This window comes from Deltaproteobacteria bacterium CG11_big_fil_rev_8_21_14_0_20_42_23, assembly GCA_002796345.1.
Taxonomy (GTDB): domain Bacteria; phylum UBA10199; class UBA10199; order 2-02-FULL-44-16; family 2-02-FULL-44-16; genus 1-14-0-20-42-23.
Genome location: PCXC01000007.1, coordinates 126,531 through 147,015 on the forward strand (window position 1 = coordinate 126,531; position 20,485 = coordinate 147,015).

The 20,485-nt window shown below is 41.9% G+C and carries 10 protein-coding genes and 1 pseudogene (1 of these 11 running past the window's edge); 5 read left to right on the top strand and 6 right to left on the bottom strand.

What is annotated here, in order from left to right:
* Both COV43_01165 and COV43_01170 read left to right on the top strand, forming a co-directional pair.
* Positions 1–1,251, top strand: a pseudogene (locus COV43_01165) (hypothetical protein) (it extends 210 nt beyond the left edge of the window).
* A 200-nt stretch (positions 1,252–1,451) separates the two neighbouring features.
* Positions 1,452–2,099: a hypothetical protein gene (locus COV43_01170; protein ID PIR26728.1), complete on the top strand. Its 648-nt coding sequence runs from the start codon at positions 1,452–1,454 to the stop codon at positions 2,097–2,099.
* Positions 2,100–2,228: 129 nt separating this feature from the next.
* Here COV43_01170 and COV43_01175 read toward each other — a convergent pair whose 3' ends face one another.
* Both COV43_01175 and COV43_01180 read right to left on the bottom strand, forming a co-directional pair.
* On the bottom strand, positions 2,229–2,663 hold the full coding sequence (locus COV43_01175) for a nucleoside-diphosphate kinase (protein ID PIR26757.1): 435 nt from the start codon (positions 2,661–2,663) through the stop codon (positions 2,229–2,231).
* A 311-nt stretch (positions 2,664–2,974) separates the two neighbouring features.
* The gene (locus COV43_01180) at positions 2,975–3,736 is read right to left on the bottom strand and encodes a hypothetical protein (protein PIR26729.1); all 762 of its coding nucleotides are present in this window, start codon (positions 3,734–3,736) and stop codon (positions 2,975–2,977) included.
* A gap of 140 nt (positions 3,737–3,876) precedes the next feature.
* On the opposite strand from COV43_01180, the gene COV43_01185 reads away from it, so the two are divergent.
* Positions 3,877–4,590 carry a hypothetical protein gene (locus COV43_01185; protein ID PIR26730.1) on the top strand — a complete coding sequence of 238 codons (714 nt, stop codon included), beginning with the start codon at positions 3,877–3,879 and terminating at the stop codon, positions 4,588–4,590.
* A 63-nt stretch (positions 4,591–4,653) separates the two neighbouring features.
* Here the strand turns inward: COV43_01185 and COV43_01190 are convergent, their stop codons facing one another.
* From COV43_01190 to COV43_01205, 4 genes are all read right to left on the bottom strand, one after another.
* Positions 4,654–12,225, bottom strand: a complete 7,572-nt coding sequence (locus COV43_01190) for a hypothetical protein (protein PIR26731.1) — start codon at positions 12,223–12,225, stop codon at positions 4,654–4,656.
* Positions 12,226–12,234: 9 nt separating this feature from the next.
* On the bottom strand, positions 12,235–15,384 hold the full coding sequence (locus COV43_01195) for a hypothetical protein (protein ID PIR26732.1): 3,150 nt from the start codon (positions 15,382–15,384) through the stop codon (positions 12,235–12,237).
* An 11-nt stretch (positions 15,385–15,395) separates the two neighbouring features.
* Positions 15,396–17,027, bottom strand: coding sequence for a hypothetical protein (locus tag COV43_01200; GenBank protein ID PIR26733.1), 1,632 nt, complete (start codon positions 17,025–17,027; stop codon positions 15,396–15,398).
* Between the two features lie 218 nt (positions 17,028–17,245).
* Positions 17,246–19,687: a DNA gyrase subunit A gene (locus tag COV43_01205; protein ID PIR26734.1), complete on the bottom strand. Its 2,442-nt coding sequence runs from the start codon at positions 19,685–19,687 to the stop codon at positions 17,246–17,248.
* On the opposite strand from COV43_01205, the gene COV43_01210 reads away from it, so the two are divergent.
* Together COV43_01210 and COV43_01215 are read left to right on the top strand one after the other, a co-directional pair.
* A complete protein-coding gene (locus tag COV43_01210) occupies positions 19,679–20,023 on the top strand; it encodes a hypothetical protein (GenBank protein ID PIR26735.1) in 345 nt (114 codons plus the stop codon). The genes COV43_01205 and COV43_01210 overlap by 9 nt on opposite strands.
* 182 nt (positions 20,024–20,205) lie before the next feature.
* Positions 20,206–20,478: a DNA-binding protein HU gene (locus tag COV43_01215; GenBank protein PIR26736.1), complete on the top strand. Its 273-nt coding sequence runs from the start codon at positions 20,206–20,208 to the stop codon at positions 20,476–20,478.
* Positions 20,479–20,485: the final 7 nt, after the last annotated feature.

A 20,485-nucleotide genomic window follows, 5' to 3' on the forward strand; every position in this document is an offset into this window, starting at 1 on the left:
AGCAACCCACTTACAGCTCTTCCACAAGCAGCGGCACATGAAGCAGCAAAACAAAACACACGGGAAACTGCTGCTGCAGCTGTATTTGCTCCTGCACTTCTACAAACATTACGAGAAAGACCCGATCTTCCTCTTGCAGGGGCAACAAGAGAATTAAGACCTGTAGATGCAACTCGCCATGACACTATGCCAGTCTTGTTTGGCCTCAGCACTTCTGGTGGCGAAACGGCACTTCAACAAGCCGTTGCTGAAAGCAAATCGCGGCTCAAACAACGCATTCGTGCAAGCTTGCAAGAGGCTCTAGAGCTTGGCCCACAAGCACTTGCCGAAGGTGAAGCATTACAAACGCTTAATGATATGCTTCGTATGGAATTGTGGCAAAACCAGGAACTCGCTTTACGCGAAGGCGAAATGAATGCTCTCATTTTGGAAAGTTTGTTGGTGGCTGTAAATTCCATTCCAGCCTTCCACGCCGAAGGCCCGCGAAGCCGCGCTGAAGTGGAAGCCGATTTGCTGGGCTTGCTGCAAGTAACCAGCGAAACCTTAGCTGATTGGGAAACTTTTTTTGGAATCTCTTTCATCGGCACACGACAACGCAAAAGTGATTCACCTCATTTAAACGCTTTGTTTGCTGGTGATGTTCGGGAAATGCTGGTGAATGCTGTGCGAGAGGGCTTAAGCGAAAATATTGCAGCTCAAGGCTTAATGAGTTCTGAGGGCATTAATGTTGAGGGTGAAATGGTATTACAGTGGGAGCTTGTTCGCATTTTGAATGCAAGTTCTGTGTTTGAGCAAGTAGATAAAGCTGCTACCTTATTAACCTATTTCGGAAAAGAAGAAGGCTTAAAAACAGCAGGCCTCGCCTTAGCCTTGATGGTGCAAAACTCTGCACTCATGCAAACAGCAAACACAGATGAATCAGCAATTGCCCCAACCTTATCACAAGAAGTCTTGCGACAAATTATGCTGAAAGTGCTCACCACTTCACTCTGGCCACTTGCAAGCCACCGTTCATTCCGCGCACATTTTACTCCGGAACAAAACGAGCTTATCAATGCACTTGTTGCGGAAACCACTGGCACCACTGCACTTGACAGCTTCCGAAATGTTGATCCTGCAGATGAAGCAGCTTTTTGGGATGCTCTTGGCAAAACTGGTGTTGAAGAACAAGTGATGCAAAGAGTTGTAGCTGCGATGATGGATACAGCTGGATCCGCTGAATTTGCAAAAGCCCTCAAAAATCTTCAGTAACCTTCCTCCACTACCAAAAAGTGCCAGGCACTTTCTGGTGAAAATGTAGCTTTTCTCTCACAATTGCATCATTTCATGACACTTCAAATCATCTAACCCTTTGAAAAACAATTAATTCCATTTGGCCTACTTCTCGCAACTCACCAAAAAGTGCCAGGCACTTTTTGGTAAACTGCACAATTTTTAAGCAGAGGTGAAATATGGGAAGAGCTCCACGTATTCTCGGGGATGAAATCGTATATCACGTTATTTTAAGATGTAATAACAAAGAGAAGCTTTTCAAAAGTAATTATGATTTCGAAATGTTTGTAAGCATCCTTGAGCATTATAGAAAAAAAATGAACTTCGAAGTTCATGCCTATGTTTTAATGCATACCCATCTGCATTTGATACTCACGACAAAAGAAGGAAATTACCTCGATCAAATAGTACACCGCATTTGTACTACTTTTACCTTTCATTACAATAGAACACACTCTCGTTCCGGTCATTTTTGGAATTCGCGCTACAGAAGTTTCATTATAAGTGACGATCACTACTTTCTTACCTGTCTACGTTATCTCCACTTGAATCCGGTAAAAGCAAGACTCGTAGACAGCCCTGCTAAATGGAAATGGAGCTCTCATCACTTTTATATATCTTCCCATCAAGTTAAGAATATCTTTCTTACGGAACATCCTAGCTTTTTATCTCTCGGATCAAATGTAGTGCTAAGAAGGGAGTCTTATCTATCGTTGTTTGAACATGAAATGATAGATTTAGAATTTGAAACAAAAATCTTTGAAGGGAAAATGAAACCTCATTCACGGAGAAGTCGTGAGTACATACGTCAATTTTTTATCACCTAACTAAAATTCACCAGAAAGTGCCTGGCACTTTCTGGTAAGCTGCTCAATTTTTAGGCGTTCCTGAGAGTACTCAAAAAAAAAGAGCCTTAAGTTTCCTTAAGGCTCTTGGGAAAATCTTGTGTAAAAAACTTAATCCCACTCGTAATCAACAATTTCATTTTTCTCGAAGAAGAAAGCAATCTCTTGAGCTGCTGCTGCAGTTGCATCTGAACCATGAACCGCGTTGTTGCCGATGTTGCTTCCAAAATCTTTACGAAGCGTGCCTTCAGCAGCTTCTTCAGGGTTGGTAGCTCCCATGACTTCGCGCCATTTTGCTACAGCGTTGTCGCCTTCTAAAACCAGCGCCACAGAAGGGCCAGACGCCATGAAGGTAACAAGTTCTTCAAAGAAAGGTTTACCTTGATGAACAGCATAAAAACCTTCAGCCTTTTGCTTGCTGAGGTGGTGCATTTTAATGCCAACAATTTTAAGGTTGTTGTTTTCGATACGGTTAAGAATTTCTCCGATAACCCCTTTACGAACCGCGTCGGGTTTTACCATTGCAAGTGTTCTTTCTGCTGCCATTGCTTTCTCCTTCATCATGTACCCTTTTTGCTTCCGTGCAGACATGCTCCTCACCAAAGCTTTGGGCCGCTTAGTCTGTGGGTGTCTAGCGTAGCGGGTTTTGTTTGTAAATTGAATTAATCCACTTTCTTTTCAGCGACTTACCTCTGTCTCATCATGCTACACAATGAACTGGGCCGCTCATCCATGCGATTCGGACAATTCTATGTCATCACGAGGAGCATAGCGACGTGGTGATCTCCCCATTCAATTGCCAGAGGAGATTGCCACTCCGCCAGAGGCGGATCGCAATGACAGCAACATACTACTCTTTACTTCGCATTTTTTTTCATCTTATCAATGCGAACCTTCAGCGCTTCTTTATTGGGATATTTGTTTTCTAACTCATTGGTGATCTGAGTAGCTGGCCCCAAAAAGCCCATGCTTTCGGCAAGCGATGCCATCTTCAATCTTACTTCGGCATCTAAACTTGAATCGGGAAAATGCTTTAAGAAAAAACTGTACGCATTTACTGCATCTGATTTTTCCCCTTCGAGGTAATACGTCTCTGCAAGATCGAAGACGGCTTTTTCTTGAACGTCAGCCAAAAGATCATTCTGCTGAAGCAAAGCATTCAACACCGATCTCGCTTCCTGATAGTTGCCTCGCACAAGGTAAGCTTCGGCAAGCTTCAGCTTGTAATAATGAACACGCGGAGTTTGGGGATAGTACTTCACAAGGCTGGTGAGCATTTCAAGCAGCTCTTCCGTTTTTCCCATTTTTTCCAAAAGACTTAGCTGATGTTCGTAGAATATTCTTGAAGATTCCTGCAACGGCGCAAACGCAACCAGTTGCCTATAAGCCTGAAGTGCTTTTTCATTTTGGTTTGTCAGAAGATACAAATTGGCAAGCGTCTTGAGGTCTTCTTTTTTTTCTTCTGTACTTTTGGCCTCTTCCACCAGGTCTTCATAGATGGAAAGAGCTTTTTCAAAACGGCCGTCGGCCAAAGCAAGTTCGGCTGCTTGCATTTTTTCTTGAGGACTTGCGCAAGCAAAACAAGAAATGGCTAACAATATTGAGAGGTGTTTTTTCATGCTAGCCCTGCTATTCCATAGTGTTCAAAAAAGTGCCAGCCTCTTTTTGAACTCACTCCACAGTTTACTCAGCTTTTAAACTGTGTTAGGTCCCGAACGGTTTTGATGAGTGTACGCTAAAAACAAGAGGAGATGTGAAGATGAAGACAAGAAAACTAAGCGCCGCTGGACTTTTAAGCATTGGATTTATCACTGGAATTTTGTGGGTTGTCAGTTGCGGTGGTTCTAGTTCGGTTACAAGTGCTTTAGCGAGTGCAGCTTCCGACATCACCTACAGCAATACTACAAGCGGCCTTACCGCTACAACCGTGCAAGCAGCTCTTGATGAAGTGGTAAGTGAAGATGCCGCAAACGCACGCGCAGCAGTGGATAGCCAAGATCTCACTTTTGGTGATGTCATTGCAGATTCTTTTACCTTAGGAGCTGTGAAAACAGGATATTTTAGCATCGCTGGTGCTGCTTTTACTGCTGCAGCTTATTTAGATGCCAATGATAACTATTCAACAGACCAAGGCGACCTTCAGGGAAACGCAGTTGGTGCCACTAGCTATTTTGCTTCAGTCAATATTCCGCACGGTGCTACAATCACGGAATTTGATGTCTACATCCTTGATAATGACGCACTGGAGTCAGCAACGGTTCGACTTATGAGTTATTCTCTTGATGGAAGTGAAAATCTTTCTGAAATTACAAGCGTTACTTCAGATGATGATACAGACCTAAGATCAAGTGCAGGATTAAGCACAACAGTTGACAATGATTTAAATGCTTATCTCATCAAAGCTGATTTACCTGCAAGTACGAGTGTTGATCTTACATCAGCTAAAGTGACCTATACGTATACAAGCTTATAAAATCTTTCGTTCTTATAAAAGAGCGCTGTTCACATAAGCGATCAGCGCTTTTTTGTTTCCTTTTTATTGAGCAGCCCTAAAGTTATTCTCTCTTTCGTGTTCTGCTAAAACTCGTTCGTAGATAACAACATCATTCATTTCTCCACTAAAGAGTGGTACAGGGGCTCCTGTTTTCCCAATGAGAAGGTATCTTCTATTCTCTGGGAAGATCAAACTCTGCAAACTTGCCGCTGAGTTTGAAAGCACTCCATTAATATAAATATCTCCATTTCCTCCAGCCTGAGCTGTCATCATGAGATGATATGGATCTGCTGGACTTGCCTGCAAGTTCTCACCTACAGTTGAGCCACTCGTATTATTTACCCCCTCATGAGAAAGGATTCTTAAACTTGGTCTTGCAACAAAGAGAATGTACCAATCTCCAAATGGTGTTCCATCTCCAGCAGGACCAATGTTTACAAAAGGCCTATCATTTACAGCATATGGTGTACTCAACACTTCCATACTTATTTCTGTAAACTCTGGAAGCGGAATATTTGTTTCAATCCACTGATTACCTTCTTCATTTCGGTTTAAAATTGCCGATCCATTCTCCCATTCTACACCATTATTCCCTCTAGCGTGTCGTCCATATCGACTCGCATCACAAATAGTATACCCGGCAGGAGCTCCAGGACAATCAATGCCTTGCGTGAAGTCTTCATCAAATTTAAACCAAGCTAAAACCGAATCATCTGTTACTATTGCACGCTTAGAAAGATTGATTCCGAGAATTTGCTGATCGTTATCAATGGCCATCACTCCAATTTCATAGCGTAAGTATTCTCCAGCTCCATTGAGTTTGGGATCCATTTCCAAAACATACTGATATGTTTCAGCACCACTTGCAGGAACAAGAATGGTTCCTTGTGGCAACATTGCAAGATTTGCAAAAGCTTGTGTTGTAATATCAGGACAAGGTGCGCCCACATTCTCTAATGGAAGATTTTCTCCTACAACGCCGCCGTTAGCGTCTGTGTGATACACTTGATAGCAAATTGCATATTGGGAAATACCGTCCTGATCTACATTTGCAGCCTCAACACCATTCCATTCTACGAAGAGTCTTGTCGGGGTGTAAAGTTCTAGGTCAACATTTGGACTCGTAATAAGAAAATCATCAGGAATATCATTTACGGTGATGCTTAAGTTTCTTGTCACCTCTCCACCAGGTCCAGTTGCAGTTATTCTAAAGCTAAGAGCACCTACTCCATCTTCAACAACACTTGTTAACGAACCTTGAGGAAGCACGTTAAGATCTTCTTCTGCTGCAAAAGGGAAATTGTGAGTTAATTGATTTTGTTCATCTACATAAAAGACACTATTGCCCTCTAAGACTTCAATGTTCATTGAAGTTGCATTGCTGAGACCTGTCCAGTTAATCTGGTTGTGAAGTTTTTGATTGATCACACTTCGCGCACTCACAAAACTTGAAATCTGTGGAGCATTAAAACTTACTTGCAACGGAGTTGCATAGGCAACCTCTACACCTTGTGTGGTCTGAGTTACAAGCCAATAGCTGTTATTCACTTCAACACTCATAATCGTGGAACCAACACCATTTCCATTGCCTTGATCTACAAAGTTTGCACCTGCAGGAAGTTCGATATTTCTGCCATCGCATCTTCCATTGTTATCTGGAGCATCACCAACGCAAATTCTGACAACACGATTGATTGCAGCAGGATCAACAATCCAATTGAAGTTTACGTTTGCTGCAAAACTTCCATTGTCGAAATTAACTTGCGGTGCTTCAGAACATTCGCCTCCATCAACAGGAACACAGAAACGAAACACACCAGAAGTTGGAATTTGTGCAAACGCAATGTTGAAATTTTCGCTTGAGACCACGCCGCCAGGACCACGTAGATCAAGTCTTAGCTGTCCGTTACCTTCACCTGCAAATTGCGGCAATACAATACTACGAGCTGCACTTTGCAGAACATCAGCAAAAAGATTTATTGTTTCAAGAATTTCTTCATTCCCATTTAAGATCATCACCACATCAAGTGAAGTGGCTGTTCGTGTTTGCCACGTAAGGGTAAGAGCTCTTCCCGGATACGCAACTTGTTCTGAAACAGAAAACTGTGTCACTGAAGGCGTTGCAAATTCAAGTCTGGCATTGTCTGGTTCTTGATTTCCAAAAAGACCTTCTTCACCAGAACTGACACTATCATCAAAACGATTTTGAACGGTAATTTTGTAAAACGTTGGAACATCATTTACACCAATAGTCACTTGGACACTGCCTTGTGCATTTAAGCTGTTGGTATTTACACCTGCAATTGCAGCAAAGGCTCCCACACCACCACGTTGTTCTTCAAGCGCAAGCACCGACGGCTGAGCGTTGTCTGTAAAGGCATTCCACGCGAGCGTTGATCTTCCAATAAGTTGTCCACCATTATCTTCGATGTCTACAATCTGCTGCGGACTAAGCGTAAAACTTGTAATATGTGGAACAGGCCTTCTAAAGGCAGAAAAGTTTTGGCTGCAAATCACTACTTCGGCAGGATCAAGATTTGGATTTGGAATACTCGCACACACTTTGTAACGAACTTGCTCTTCGTCACTTTCAGGAAGCGTAAAGTTCCAGACTCCAAGAGCTACAGCTTGCGGAGTTGCAAATTGCTGACTTGGTCCACCTGCAAGTGCTTGCCCATTAACATCTGCCAAGAAGACATTCATCTGCGAAATATTTTGAGGAGATCTCCACGTAATGCGAGCTGGTCTTCCATGATAAATTCTGCTCTCTCCCAAAGTATCTGGAAGCCCATCAAGATCTAGCGTTACCGCATTAAATTGAAGAACTAATTCTTGCGACACGGTTCTTCCATCAGGATTTGAAACAACTAATTCGTAACGTGTTGCCCTACTTATAGTTACAGATTCTCCTCCAATGCCACTAGAATCTGGAGCTGGATTAACAAGCTGAACATTTTCACTATCAGCGGAAAGCTGCACAGAAGAAGAGTTTGCTGTCTCCCAAAGCAATTGAGCATTTGCACTTGTTGTTCCAGCAGCAAAGTTAACTGGATTTGGAAGAGCCTCAAAACGCGAAATACTTGGAAGCGCAAATTCAATATCAACGGTTCGTCTTAATTCTCTGTCAAGCACATCAGTGGCAAGCATCACAAAAGTTTGTTTGCGATTGAAAGCGTGAGCATGCGTTCCATTCACAAGAGCAAAAAAGTTTTGAGGTGCTACAAGTTCGGTATGAGGAGCTACATCTACTATGGGCTGCGTTTCAAAATCGTTCCACGGATAAGCAATCAATCTCACGCTCTTTATATTATGCGTGGACCAATTCAACTGACCGGTTCCATCTCGCGTTCCATTGTTGTACGGAATCACATTTTGTGTTGCCGTGAAAGCATTGATAGCAGCGGAGTTAAAATGAATTTCAACATTGCTTCGAATAGTATGCTCAACACCTTGCACCGTAGCCCGCGCCTCAATTACATAGGTGGTGTCTCGTTTTACACGAACTCTCACTCCTTGTGCTCCAGCTTCAAACGTTAATGGAAGTGGCTGATGCTCTTGGCTTTGTCCATTTTGATCTGGAAGTTCATCGGCAGGAACAAGCTCTTCATTTTGACCAGCGACAGTAAGACCGCTTCCAGCATCAACTTGCCAGCTTCGCTTCAGCAAACGCACAAACTGAGCTTCGCTTGTTTGCCATTTTAAAAAGACTTCTCCATACACTGCATCTGGAGATGGATTTCCACTTACAGAAGCGGGAAGCAAATCAATGCCTTCACCTTGAGGAACATTTGAAGTAAACGAATTAATCCGCAAGTTTACTGCAAGCAACTCAAGTGGAATGAGCGCACTTGAAACACTTCCTCCAGGCCCAGTCACATCAAGCCTTAGCGAAGCTTGTGCGTTTTGAGCAAAGTCTGGAATTAGCACACCAACATGTTGCGCCAACGCAATACGTGCAGCATCATTATTAATCGCAAGTCGTTCTTCTTCGTTTCCATTTCGAATTAAAACAACACGAAGTGAAGTTGCGTTTTGTGTTTGCCAATTGACATGTACTTCACTTTCAGGAAGCGCACTTTCTTCATCAGCTGACCAAGCCTCAATAACAGGAGCATCAAACGAAAGCTGTATTTGCCGGGTAACCCTTACACCATCTGGATTTACAGCCGTAAGCGTAAAACGCGTATTTTCTGTAACGCGAACAAGCGTTGATCCAATTTGATTCGATGACACAGCAGGAAATACAGGAGCTGTTACTTCAGGATTGTTTGGATCTCGGTAGTCAAAGGCAACAACTTGGCCATTTCCAAGTTCACCCGTGAGAGAAACAATCTGTGAAGCATTTTGTGTATTCCAGGTCAAAAGAGCTTGCGCATAACTTTGTCCTGGAACAAGTCTCACACGGTTTGCTGCTGCATCTGATGTAAGTGATGTGATTTGCGGAGCGTTGAATGTAATTAAAGTGCTCGCTTCTACACTTTGATCTCCACCTTGAGCACGAAGAATATAGTTTGTCTTCCTCTGTAATTTTAATTCGAATGGAGTTTCAGTATTTAAAGGAAACACAAGTGCATCACCTGGATTTCCAGGCTGGACAAGGTCTTCCTGTGTCACAGGTTCCTCTACACCTATCTGATCATTGGTCCATACTCTTTTGAAAAGCTGAACTGAATCTGCCAAAGAAGTATTCCAGGTAAGCCTTGCTTTACCGTAAGGTTCATCATCAAGAGATGGAGAAAAAAGATCGATGCTATTTTCTTGGGCAGTAAAAGCAGTAATTTCAAGCGGTGAAATGGTAAACGAACGAGTGAAAGGAATACTCGCTGTCCCTTCTTGGTCATAGGCTTGCAGTGAAAGAGAATAAAGCCCCGCTTGCGCAACGGGAAAAGTAATTCTGTTGTTTGCATTGCCCACAATTTCAATACCATCATTAATAATATTGTTATCGCGACGAACTTCCCACGTGTAGGTTATTTGCGCGGGTGGCGTTCTATCGGCTTCGTCTTCATCTTGATCAGTTGCATTGAACATAAATTCAAGATGTGAGTTGGTGCGCAGAGGAGCAAGTTCCTCGCTGTCTTCAGGAAGAGTTATTCCTTCTATTGCACCACGGCCAACAAACACTTGAACGCTTTCAATTTTTGGCGCGGCATTTTCTTCAACGGTAAAGAGCAATTCTTTTCTTCCAATAAAACCATCGTGATCTCTCACTTTTAGAATAACACGATACTCACCATATTCTGTAAGCGGATTACTTTCAGTTGAAAACCGGCCAAGACCCTCAGCATCAGCATCTCCTGGAACAAAGTTATATTCTGGATTTACATTTACAGAATCAATTTGCCATGCCCACGAGGCAATCCCTCTGTTGGCAGCGTTTTGCTCACTATCTGGATCAACACTTGTCGTACCATCAAAGTGAAGGGTTAATGGATTTTCTTCAAGATTGTGTGCACGAAGAACAAAATCACCATTGCGCGAATCGAAAACCGTTTGGCCAAACATCACTTTAAAGCGAGCTTCAGGAGCTACACCTTCTGGAACAAAAGTTGAGTAGATAGTATCTACACCATCTTGATGCGGAGGAGTTGCAATCCAAAAAGTGCGATAACGATGCTCATCGTTTCCAGTTGGAAGTGAAAGAGAAACAGGGAAATAACTTTGATCTAAGTTTGAACCAAGTTCAGTTTCTGCTTTTGCAGATAAATCAAAATCTTCGTCACGATCTCGCTCAAAAGAAAATTCAAGAACGCCATCATCATTCAGAAAAAGACGAACAAAATTTTGTGAAATGTTCCAACTGCCATCTTGATTCATCTGCTGAACTGCAAGCCCCAACTTAGAAACGCTTGTACCACCTTCGGCCAAAACTTTCGCTTGAGACAAGGAAGGATAAAATGCATTAGGTGCAATAGGTGCACTCCAATTAACTCCTTTCACCACTTCACTTTGCCGATCGGAATCTATAAAAGTTCCGTTCTCTCTCATGAGAAAAACAGAAACTCCACTTCCATCATCATAAGCTGCAACAAACAAATTTCTATTTTCATCATAAGAAAGTGCTGGATTTGAATGCTTAAACTCACCAGCATTTACAAATGCATTTGCGAAATTAGGGTTTTGTAAAACAAGCGAAAAATCTACGGCAGTATTTTCATCGTCTTGCAAAGGAATGAGTTCGTCGTCTCTACTTGCATCAAGCAAGAGTTGCTTTGTACCAACAATCTTTTTGGTCACTACATTATTTTTATGTTCATCAATCTTCGCAGATTCAACACTGAAGAGCACTTGAAAGGAGCTGTTAAAATTTGTGCTTACGGCTGGATTATAAGCAGACTCAAGATTACCAGCGATAGCAAGCGATGCACAACGGCCTCGTTGAAATTCTCTTTCTTCACCATCTTTTGCAACATATGCCGATCTAAAAATGCTCAATCCTCTTCCACGTCCTTCGTCATACAACATTTTTCCATCAAGAGAATACAGCCCATCAAAATATCGCGCTTGCGTTTCCACACCAAGGCTTACTTGGTTGTTCATACAAGAAATAAATTTTCGAGAAGTTTGGTATGAAACAAAAACGTTTCCGTTTTCATTCACAGAAATGCTTGGATTTTTTGCATCACTCCACTTCCAAAGACTGCGATCACTTTTTTCGGGTTCATTATTTTCAGCATCTTCATTATACAAAAATGAAGCGTAAAGCTGACTGAGGAGTCTTGGCGTAGAGAAAGGCCCCACTTGGTTTTCCGGGAGGCGATCTAAATTTATAGCTGAGACTCGAAGGCCTTGAATAATGGTAAAACTCTGTTCTCTTTCTAAAGTATCATTCAAATCAAACACAGGTGCATCAGGCGCAACGTTATTAAAAAACTGAGCTTCACTTGGAAAACGAACCGTTGCAGAACATTTTGTTTCATAAACGATAAAGTAAGTATCTTCTTCTACTGTCTCACCTCTGATGAAAACAACTTTAGGATTTAAAAAACTATTACACGTTGGTTCAGTAACGTTTGCAAAAGCAGCAATCTGATTAAAATTTGGCTCAACATGATGTTCCTGTGCATTTACATCTGTGATAAGAACATCGTCACCAACTCTATCTCCGTTTGCATTATAGAAACGTCCATAAATAGCGGTGAGACCTTGGTTTCCACCTTCATTTCTCTCAAAAACAACCAAAATATTTCCACGATTTTCATCAACAGCAGCATCAAGTCTATTGGCAGAACCAGTAAACTCAAGTCCTTGCTGCAAGGTGCCAAAAGGTGAAGAGCTGGTAGGATCGCTTAATCCTGGAAGAAGTTCCACATTTCCTTCATTGGGAAGATCATTAAAAGGTGGTGTTGGATTTTCAAAAGAAGGAAAAGAAAAATCAAAGTTTGCTTTTGCACTTAACGGGCCAGAATTGCTATCGCTGCCAATACCATTCGAAAAATTTTCGTTGTACACAAAAACATAATCAAGAGGAGAAATATCTTTTCTAATCTGACTCGAAGCGCTTGGATTGGAAACTTCATCCGTTGTTGGAAGAGATGAAGTGCCGCCACCAGAACCACCGCACGCGCTAAGAATAAAAAGTGAAAGAACAAGAAAACAATATTTTCTCATCATAGAAAACCTCTACCGTTCTGATGTATCAATGCCATCAACGGGATTATCAATAATTCCTGGAACACTGCTCATATCACACGCATCACCCATACCATCACCATCTGCATCATTTTGATTTGCATTTGAAATATCTGGGCAATTATCTTGTGCATCTAAAACGCCATCGCCATCTTTATCGGCCACTGCTGATTTGGCTGTTTTTTCTTTAGGAAACAAAAGTGGAGCTGCGGCTGCAAGCGTTGCTGCGCTTGAAGTTCCGCAGAGCACACCATCGGCAACTTCACTTCCTGTTGAAGGTGTACCTGTTGCCCACATAATCCCACCACTTGTAATTTCTACTCCGCCTACGATGCCAATAGTCAGCGGAATCCACGACGGAGTATCACTATAACGATCTACACTGTATAACACTCCGGCAACGGCAGCTTGTGCTATTCCATTTCCAAGAAGGCAAAGGTCAAGATATCCACCTCTTCCTTGTGTGGGCTCTACAAATTTTCTGGCATTTGGATCTGTAGATAAACGGAAATAATCTGCTTCGTCTGCACTTGAAGCCATCACAAAGTCAGCAAGCAAATCCATACTTGAACCTTCGGTATCGCTCCAACCAACTTTTGGCCCAAGACGAATGGCACGCATCAAACGCGCAACACCCGGAACGTTGATATTATTTTGCAAGGTTTCAACAAGGGTGTTGATGGCAGCCTTTTTTACCACAAAAGCATAATGACTATTCACGCGCTTAAACACACATGAAGCCTCAACTTGCGCCCAAATGCTTTCTGGCATATCAGGAACCAAAGCTTTAATTTGAGACTTCAAATAATTTACGCCGTGGTATTTTCCTCGACTTGAAAACTGTACAAAACCTTCAAGCGGAAGCACATCTGGTTCTTTTGCATATTCATTATCAAATGACTCAAGAGCACGCGTAATGGTTTTCTCACTCAAACTTACGGTGGAAGCTGATTCTATAATAAGCGTTTCACGTAAAGCATCATAACCTTTTAATGTTCCAGCTTCTGCTGTTTCAAATATTTTGAGTGAAAACCACAAAGCCTCAGAAGATGTGGGAGTTCGCTTCAAATGTTTTTTCAAAGCATTAAGTGCGCTTTTTTCACTTGGATTATTATAGTCCCTTCCATTTCCAAAAAAGTAATCGTCAACTTTTCCAGATGGACTCATGCTTTTAAGTGTGGTTCGAAATTGTTTCCACATTTCTTGATGCCAGACATCAAGCGCTTCTGTAGAGCGGGCTCCACGGGCGTGATATTTTTTCCCAACACTGGCCATGACCGCCAAATCTCTTTCTTGATCTGCTGTCAGCGGACGAGAATTATTCAGCTCTACATATTGAGCAACTCGAAAATCAATCGCTTCACCAAAACTAAAGTTTCCCTTTAAGCGCATGCGATTGTGAATGAAGTAAGGATAGTTTTCTATATTTGCAGCCCAAACATGTCGACCGCGATAATCACCAGACACCCCACCCCCTACAATGCGCTTCACTTTTGTAACCAGGCCACCACTTTCTTCGCCAAATTCATTTGGAATGTAACTCACTCCCCACAACTCATCAGCTTTTTGAAGAAGAGATTGGTAAGCTCTATCTGTAAGAGATGAAAGCGGAGAAGTTTTTTCTCCTTTTATGATCGCTTCTGAAAGCGCTTCAACAGCCTTTGCATTCTCGGCTGGCGAAATAGCTGCAAGAAAAATTTGAACCGCTTGTTCACGAACTTTTTTTCCATTTATTGCTTCAGGAAAAAGTGTGAAGTGAAGTTTCTGCTCAACTTCACGAATTTCAGCATCAACAAGTTGTGCAAGCTCGGTTTCACATGCAGTTCCTCGCTTGCATTCTGCCATTTTCACTTTGAGCGCTGCCAAACGCTGCGGATCAATTTTTTTGATCACGGCTTCAATAAAATACGTTACGGCAAGCACTTTTTGATGTTGTCTTGCAACGTCATCTTCGGCTAATTTTTCAGTTGCGGTGAGATAAGCACGGCTTATATCTGCAGTGCGGTTCTCAATTTGTTTGTTGGGATCATTGGTGAGAAAACCAAAGGCATTCATGTCTGCAAGTTGTTCAGAAACTTCAAAATATAATCTGCCAGCATCTTCTACACTTCTGCCAAAACTTTCATCACCCTTCAAAAAACTTACGTGTCGCAAGGCATCATAAATAGGTGAATTTACATAATCTAAAGCTTCTTTTCCCAAGCCACCATCTTTATTAAATTCACTCATTTCCAAAAAGCTGTGAAAAAATTCTAAAAAGCCTCTAAAATCTGTAACCGAACCAAGCGCTTCGCCGCGAAAAGCCTGGCTTGGCCAGTTTTCGTAATTTTCAAAAATGCTGGTGGTTCTTCCAAGAGTTCGAATGCCTTTAAGCGGATCTTCCGCAAGAAAATCTTCACTTGGTTCAACTTCAACATTTCTTAAGACTGCAGTTTTATCGTCATCTTCTTCTTTTGGTGCACAAACCATATCAACGGTAGTGCTTGCTTCAGCTGCATTTGCTTTTATCAAAACAGTTTCACACTCATCTAAATCATAAAGTGAAAACTGTTTTTCTGCTTTTTTCCACGCAGCTTTTTCACTTTCGCTTAGCTGTGACATCGGAAAACGCAACGACTCTCCAAAAAGTTCGGCAATGACAAAGTGTGGATCAAAAGGCTTTCCAGCTTCAAATGGATTTTGTGAAAGATCGATGGTGAATTTCTTTTCACTGTTTTCACAATACAGGTTGAAGCCACTTTTATGCACCTGAAATCCAATACTGCCACAACTTTCCAAAGAGATACCTGGAATAATATTTTTTTCTTCAGCCGTTAAACTTGAAAAAGGGAAAGCTGTGTAAAGCGCATCGAGTTGTTTTTGTTTTTTTTGTGCAGCTAAGTCAAAAATGTGCGGATATTGTTTTTTTGTAGAACCATGTGGAAGCTTGAGATGTGAACCATAAAGCTCTTTGCAAAACACGTCTATTTCTGCTTTTCCTGTCGCTTCGTCATAACGAAGTTCAGAAACGGCGTCGCATCTTTCATACTTTCCAGCATCTTTATCATGCTGTTTAAAACTTTTAGGCGAGCGTTTTGCCAAAGCTAAAAATTGCTCAGAGTTGATACCTTGCTTTAATTTTACGTCACCAGCTGCAAACATGAAGCCTCTTTCTATTTCTCTCTTCTAATTTCAATCAATAATTCGCGTCTGCCTTTTGGAGCAAATGGACCAACAGGAAGATCTCTGATAGCTGCAGCAAGTGTTTCTAAACCTTTTTCAAAGTCCATTTTTGTTAATCTATCCTTCACAATAACGGGAATCACCTTTGCTGAAGATTCATTTTCTTTTTTGTCATAAAAGCTTTTCAGGTTCTCAAGATTTTCTACGCCAGAGCTTGTAATGGTAATCACTGCACCATCACGCTCTACATCCCATGCAGCACTGCTTTCCGGGTTTGGTAAAAGGGTACGAAGTGAATAAGAAAACAGTTTTTCCAATGCAGTATTTGTAAGGGGAACACGATGACGTGACATGTTAGCTCCACGTGGAAACATTTCTGAAAAATTTCCGGCTGTAGCATTCAACATAAAGTTTTGAGCACAGTGCAATAAATTCTCACCAGTTACACATGAAAGCGCTCCTGCTTTTTGAGCAAAAAACGTAAATGGAACTTGTCCTGACAAAGCCTTCGTAAAAAATTTTGGATAATTTCTATCAACTCCCGAAATTACTGGCGAAAAATCAAAATAGTCAAAGGCACTTATTTTTCGAGTAATAATTTCGCCATTCGTAGACTTCAGCGTGAGAAACACTGTTTTAGAAGCTTCGGGCTGATTCTTCTTTCGTGCTTCAAGAATGTCTTGAATTTCAGTTTGAATAACGGGAAACATATTCCAGTCTTCGGGAACATCTGTAAGAATAATTTCACATGGATGAGGCCCACAGCTAAGAAGGGTTTTTTTTATAGTAGCTACAAGTGCATCTGATTCTTTATTTGAAACAGCGATAGGATAGCGCTTATCTTTTGTTACTCGTATTTTACTTTCTTCACTCACCCCAAAAAGCACATCTCCATCGGGATAATCCACTCTGCCAATATTGGGCAGCAAAACATCACTGTTCTCTCCATTTGGAGAAAGGAGAAACCAAATCTTTCCTCCTTCTTGAATGTAGGCATGAAGCTCACCAACTGTTTTGGAAATGACTTGAGAAAAATCTTTTTTTCGTTCTGGTGACAAGCGAGCAAAATCAAGAAAAACTCCATATTTTTTCAAATCTTTATCCTCATAAAATTGAAAAAGCCCCTTTACATCGTAGCCGATATTATCCACTAACCCCTTCAGCTCTTCCTTTCCATCATCATAAATGGTGACGTTTATAGCTAAAGCCTGTTCTGTGAAAGAAGTGAAAATATCTTCAAGGTCTAAATGATAAAACCGAGTGAAGATTTTTTCTAAAAATCTTTTTGCCCCGCGCCCAGCTGAAGTAGATGGAGCAAGCACTGCAGAACCTGCTTCTTCAGACCATCTGCGATACAACGCATCGCTCAAGCCAGAACAAGGATCATGAATAAGAGCCCAAAAGTTTCGCGCAGCTTGTTCAGGATTCTTCAACTGATATTTTGAAATCAGCGCTTCACCTTGAAGTGAAGCTGGAAGCCCTTTTCCAGTGAAGATGCAGTTTAAATATGCAGCCTCATCTTGCTCAGAAATAAGCTCGGGATATTTTGTTTTCCCCTCAGGGTCGCAAGCCCTCACCAGTTGCGGGTTACAGGTATTTTTGGGATCAACGAAACCAGCCATAGATAAATCTCCTTAAACAAGCTCTCTTAAAAAGAGGTGCTTCTTTACTATCGAGTGATATGGGAAAAAGTTGCGTACTTTCTCAAAAGAAAAGCGGTGTAGAATCAAGCATCTACACCGCCAAAACCATCATATTTTCAAAAAAACACAAGATTTAGCCCAAAACAGCCGGAATAACTGCGTTTTTTCGCTTTTTTACAGCGATTTTTTCACTTTTTTTATTCGGTGCCATCATCTTCACCTTCAGCCAATTTTGCCAACGAAACTACTTTTTCGCCTTTATCTACATTGATAAGACGTACGCCTTGAGTAGCCCGGCCAATAGTGGAAACGCCCTTCGAGCTGCTGCGAATCACTTTGCCCTGATCGCTCACCAGCATGATATCGTCGATGTCAGTCACCTGCTTCACGCCCACAACTGCACCATTTTTCTCGCTCACTTTAATACCGATAATTCCGGAACCGCCGCGAGACTGAATGCGATACTCTTCCACTTTGGTGCGCTTGCCATAACCTTTTTCGGTTACCGTAATCATGGAAGCGTTTGTTGAAATAATTTCCATTCCAATAAGCTCGTCATTTTTCTTCAGCTTGATCCCGCGCACACCACGAGCAGCTCTGCCCATGTCGCGCACATCAGTTTCTGGGAAACGAATCACTTGGCCATTGCGAGTGGCTAAGAAAATTTCACTTTTTCCATCTGTCATTTCAGATGATATCAACTCATCGTCGGCGTCAATGGTGCACGCAATAATGCCACCAGCACGTGGACGTGAATACGCCATGAGGTCTGTTTTTTTCACGATACCTTTTTTCGTGGCCATCACAATAAACTTGCTCTCTTCAAATTGCATCACCGGCAAAATAGAAGCGATGCTTTCTTCGTTTGGCATGTTGATGAGATTGCTAATGGCCTGACCCCTGGCAACTCTGCCCACTTGTGGAATTTGATGCACTTTCAGCCAGTACACTTTTCCAGCATTTGAAAACACAAGCACGTAACTATGAGTTGAAGCTACAAAAAGCGTTTCCACAAAATCTTCGGAACGCGTTGTCATTCCCTTTTTACCTTTACCACCGCGGCGCTGTGCTCGGTAAATGGAAATTGGATTTCGCTTGATGTAGCCACGATGCGAAACGGTAACCACTACTTCCTCTTCTTGGATAAGATCTTCCACCGAAAGATCATCAGACTTTCCTTGAATAACAGTGCGCCGCTCGTCGGCATATTTTTTTCTCATTTCATTCAACTCATCAGAAATGATTTTGAAAACAAGACGTTCATCTGCAAGAATTGCTTTTAAGCTTTTGATGAGTTCTTGAATTTCTTTGTACTCTGCAATAATTTTTTCGCGTTCTAAACCGGTTAAACGTTGCAAACGCATTTCCAAAATAGCTTGTGCTTGAATTTCGCTCAGCTTGAAGGTTTTCATCAATGCCACTCTGGCGGCGGCTGGCTCTTTTGATTTTTTGATGAGTGCTACAACTTCATCAATATTTTCTACCGCAATTTTGAGGCCTTCCAAAATGTGAGCGCGCTCTTCAGCTTTTCTTAAATCGTAAGTTGTTCTTCTGACCACCACTTCTTTTCGGTGATCGATAAAGTGACCAATCATTTCACGAAGTGAAAGCACTTTTGGCTGACCATTCACAATGGCAAGCATGATCACCCCAAACGAACCTTGCATTGCGGTGTGTTTGTACAGCTGATTCAAAACAACACCCGCAACAGCGCCGCGCTTAAGTTCAAGTGCAATGCGCATTCCATCGCGGTCGGATTCGTCGCGAAGATCACTGATGCCTTCAATTTTTCCGGTTTGAACAAGTTCAGCAATGCGTTCGATAAGTCTTGCTTTGTTCACTTGATACGGAATTTCGGTAACAATAATAGACTCGCGGTCACCTTTCGCCATGGGTTCAATCATCGCTCGAGCTCGCATTTGAATAATGCCGCGGCCTGTTTCGTAAGCTTGTTTGATGCCATCGCGGCCGTGAATGAAAGTGCCCGTTGGAAAATCTGGACCCGGAATAAACTTCATCAATTCGGTTACGGTGATGGCGGGATTTTGAATATAGGCAAGACTCGCATCAATCACTTCGCCTAAATTGTGCGGAGGAATTTTTGTTGCCATACCAACGGCAATACCATCGGAACCGTTGATGAGAAGATTTGGAAGTCTCGTGGGAAGAACAAGTGGCTCGGTAGTTGTGCCATCAAAGTTGGGAGCAAAATCAACTGTTTCTTTATCGATATCGGCAAGCAATTCTTCGGCAAGGGCTTTCAATTTTGCTTCTGTATAACGATAAGCAGCGGCACTATCACCATCTATACTTCCGAAGTTACCTTGTCCGTTGATAAGAGGATATCGCAAGTTCCAGTCTTGCGCCATTCGCACCAAAGTATCATAAACAGCGGTATCGCCGTGAGGGTGATATTTTTTAAGCACTTCACCAACTACCCCGGCACACTTCGAAAAACGTTTGTTTGAAAGAAGACCTTCGCGGAACATGGCATACAAAATACGGCGATGCACAGGCTTCAAACCATCACGAACATCAGGAAGAGCACGGCCAATAATGACACTCATCGCGTAATCAAGATACGAGCCCTTCATTTCCTCTTCAATGTTTACTTTAATCACTTCAGCTGAATGATTCATCTTATCCTCATCTTAAAAAAAGAAGCAAAAAAGCTTCAAAATGTACCGAATTATGGCGGTTTAAGGTGGATGGTTTTTTCCACAGCAAACAGCAAAAGTCAACAAGTACTACGTTTGTCCCGGATGAAGAAAATCAGAAAAAGCTCCTTTCATTTTCATTTGAAACAAAATGAAAGGAGTGCAAAAAAATCTTCATTCAAAACAAGTTCATTTTCAAAAATGGTCAAACAGCAAACACGCATCTTTTCTCACTTTGCTCATTTTTTTCTTCCATCTTTTTTAAAAAAAGGTATGATGGTTTTTGCGAGTGATTTTTTCATGAAGAGCGCAAGTTAGCATGAGGTCTGGGTTTACTCTCTTCAAAAAAAATTAACTTCGTTACAATTTGTTTGACATTGCACAGAAGCTTACATAAATTCGGCCTCACTTTGCGAGGCTTAAGACTAACAAACTTCGCTTAGAACCAGAGTTGCTTCATCAGGTGATAGGCAACTCATCAACACTTAGGGGGTGTCGTCATGACAAAAGCAGAACTCATTTCGGATATTGCTAAAGAATGCAAGATCTCCAAAGCTCTTGCAGAGAGGGTTCTCAACTCAGTAACCCACAACGTTTCACGTTGTTTGCGTAAAAGTGATAAAATTACGCTTACTGGGTTTGGTACTTTCTACGTATCACGTCGTAAAGCCAGAACTGGCCGCAATCCACAGACAGGTGCAGTTATTAAAATCAACGCGAGAAAAGTACCTCGTTTCAAACCAGGTAAACAACTTCGCGATTGGATTAAGTAAGTTCGCA

What these genes read in the sequence shown, in the direction of transcription:
- COV43_01185 (PIR26730.1), top strand. Translation starts at nt 3,877, where the DNA reads ATGAAGACAAGAAAACTAAGCGCCGCTGGACTTTTAAGCATTGGATTT.
- COV43_01205 (PIR26734.1), bottom strand. Translation starts at nt 19,687, where the DNA reads ATGAATCATTCAGCTGAAGTGATTAAAGTAAACATTGAAGAGGAAATG.
- COV43_01170 (PIR26728.1), top strand. Translation starts at nt 1,452, where the DNA reads ATGGGAAGAGCTCCACGTATTCTCGGGGATGAAATCGTATATCACGTT.
- COV43_01215 (PIR26736.1), top strand. Translation starts at nt 20,206, where the DNA reads ATGACAAAAGCAGAACTCATTTCGGATATTGCTAAAGAATGCAAGATC.
- COV43_01210 (PIR26735.1), top strand. Translation starts at nt 19,679, where the DNA reads ATGATTCATCTTATCCTCATCTTAAAAAAAGAAGCAAAAAAGCTTCAA.
- COV43_01175 (PIR26757.1), bottom strand. Translation starts at nt 2,663, where the DNA reads ATGGCAGCAGAAAGAACACTTGCAATGGTAAAACCCGACGCGGTTCGT.
- COV43_01190 (PIR26731.1), bottom strand. Translation starts at nt 12,225, where the DNA reads ATGATGAGAAAATATTGTTTTCTTGTTCTTTCACTTTTTATTCTTAGC.
- COV43_01180 (PIR26729.1), bottom strand. Translation starts at nt 3,736, where the DNA reads ATGAAAAAACACCTCTCAATATTGTTAGCCATTTCTTGTTTTGCTTGC.
- COV43_01200 (PIR26733.1), bottom strand. Translation starts at nt 17,027, where the DNA reads ATGGCTGGTTTCGTTGATCCCAAAAATACCTGTAACCCGCAACTGGTG.
- COV43_01195 (PIR26732.1), bottom strand. Translation starts at nt 15,384, where the DNA reads ATGTTTGCAGCTGGTGACGTAAAATTAAAGCAAGGTATCAACTCTGAG.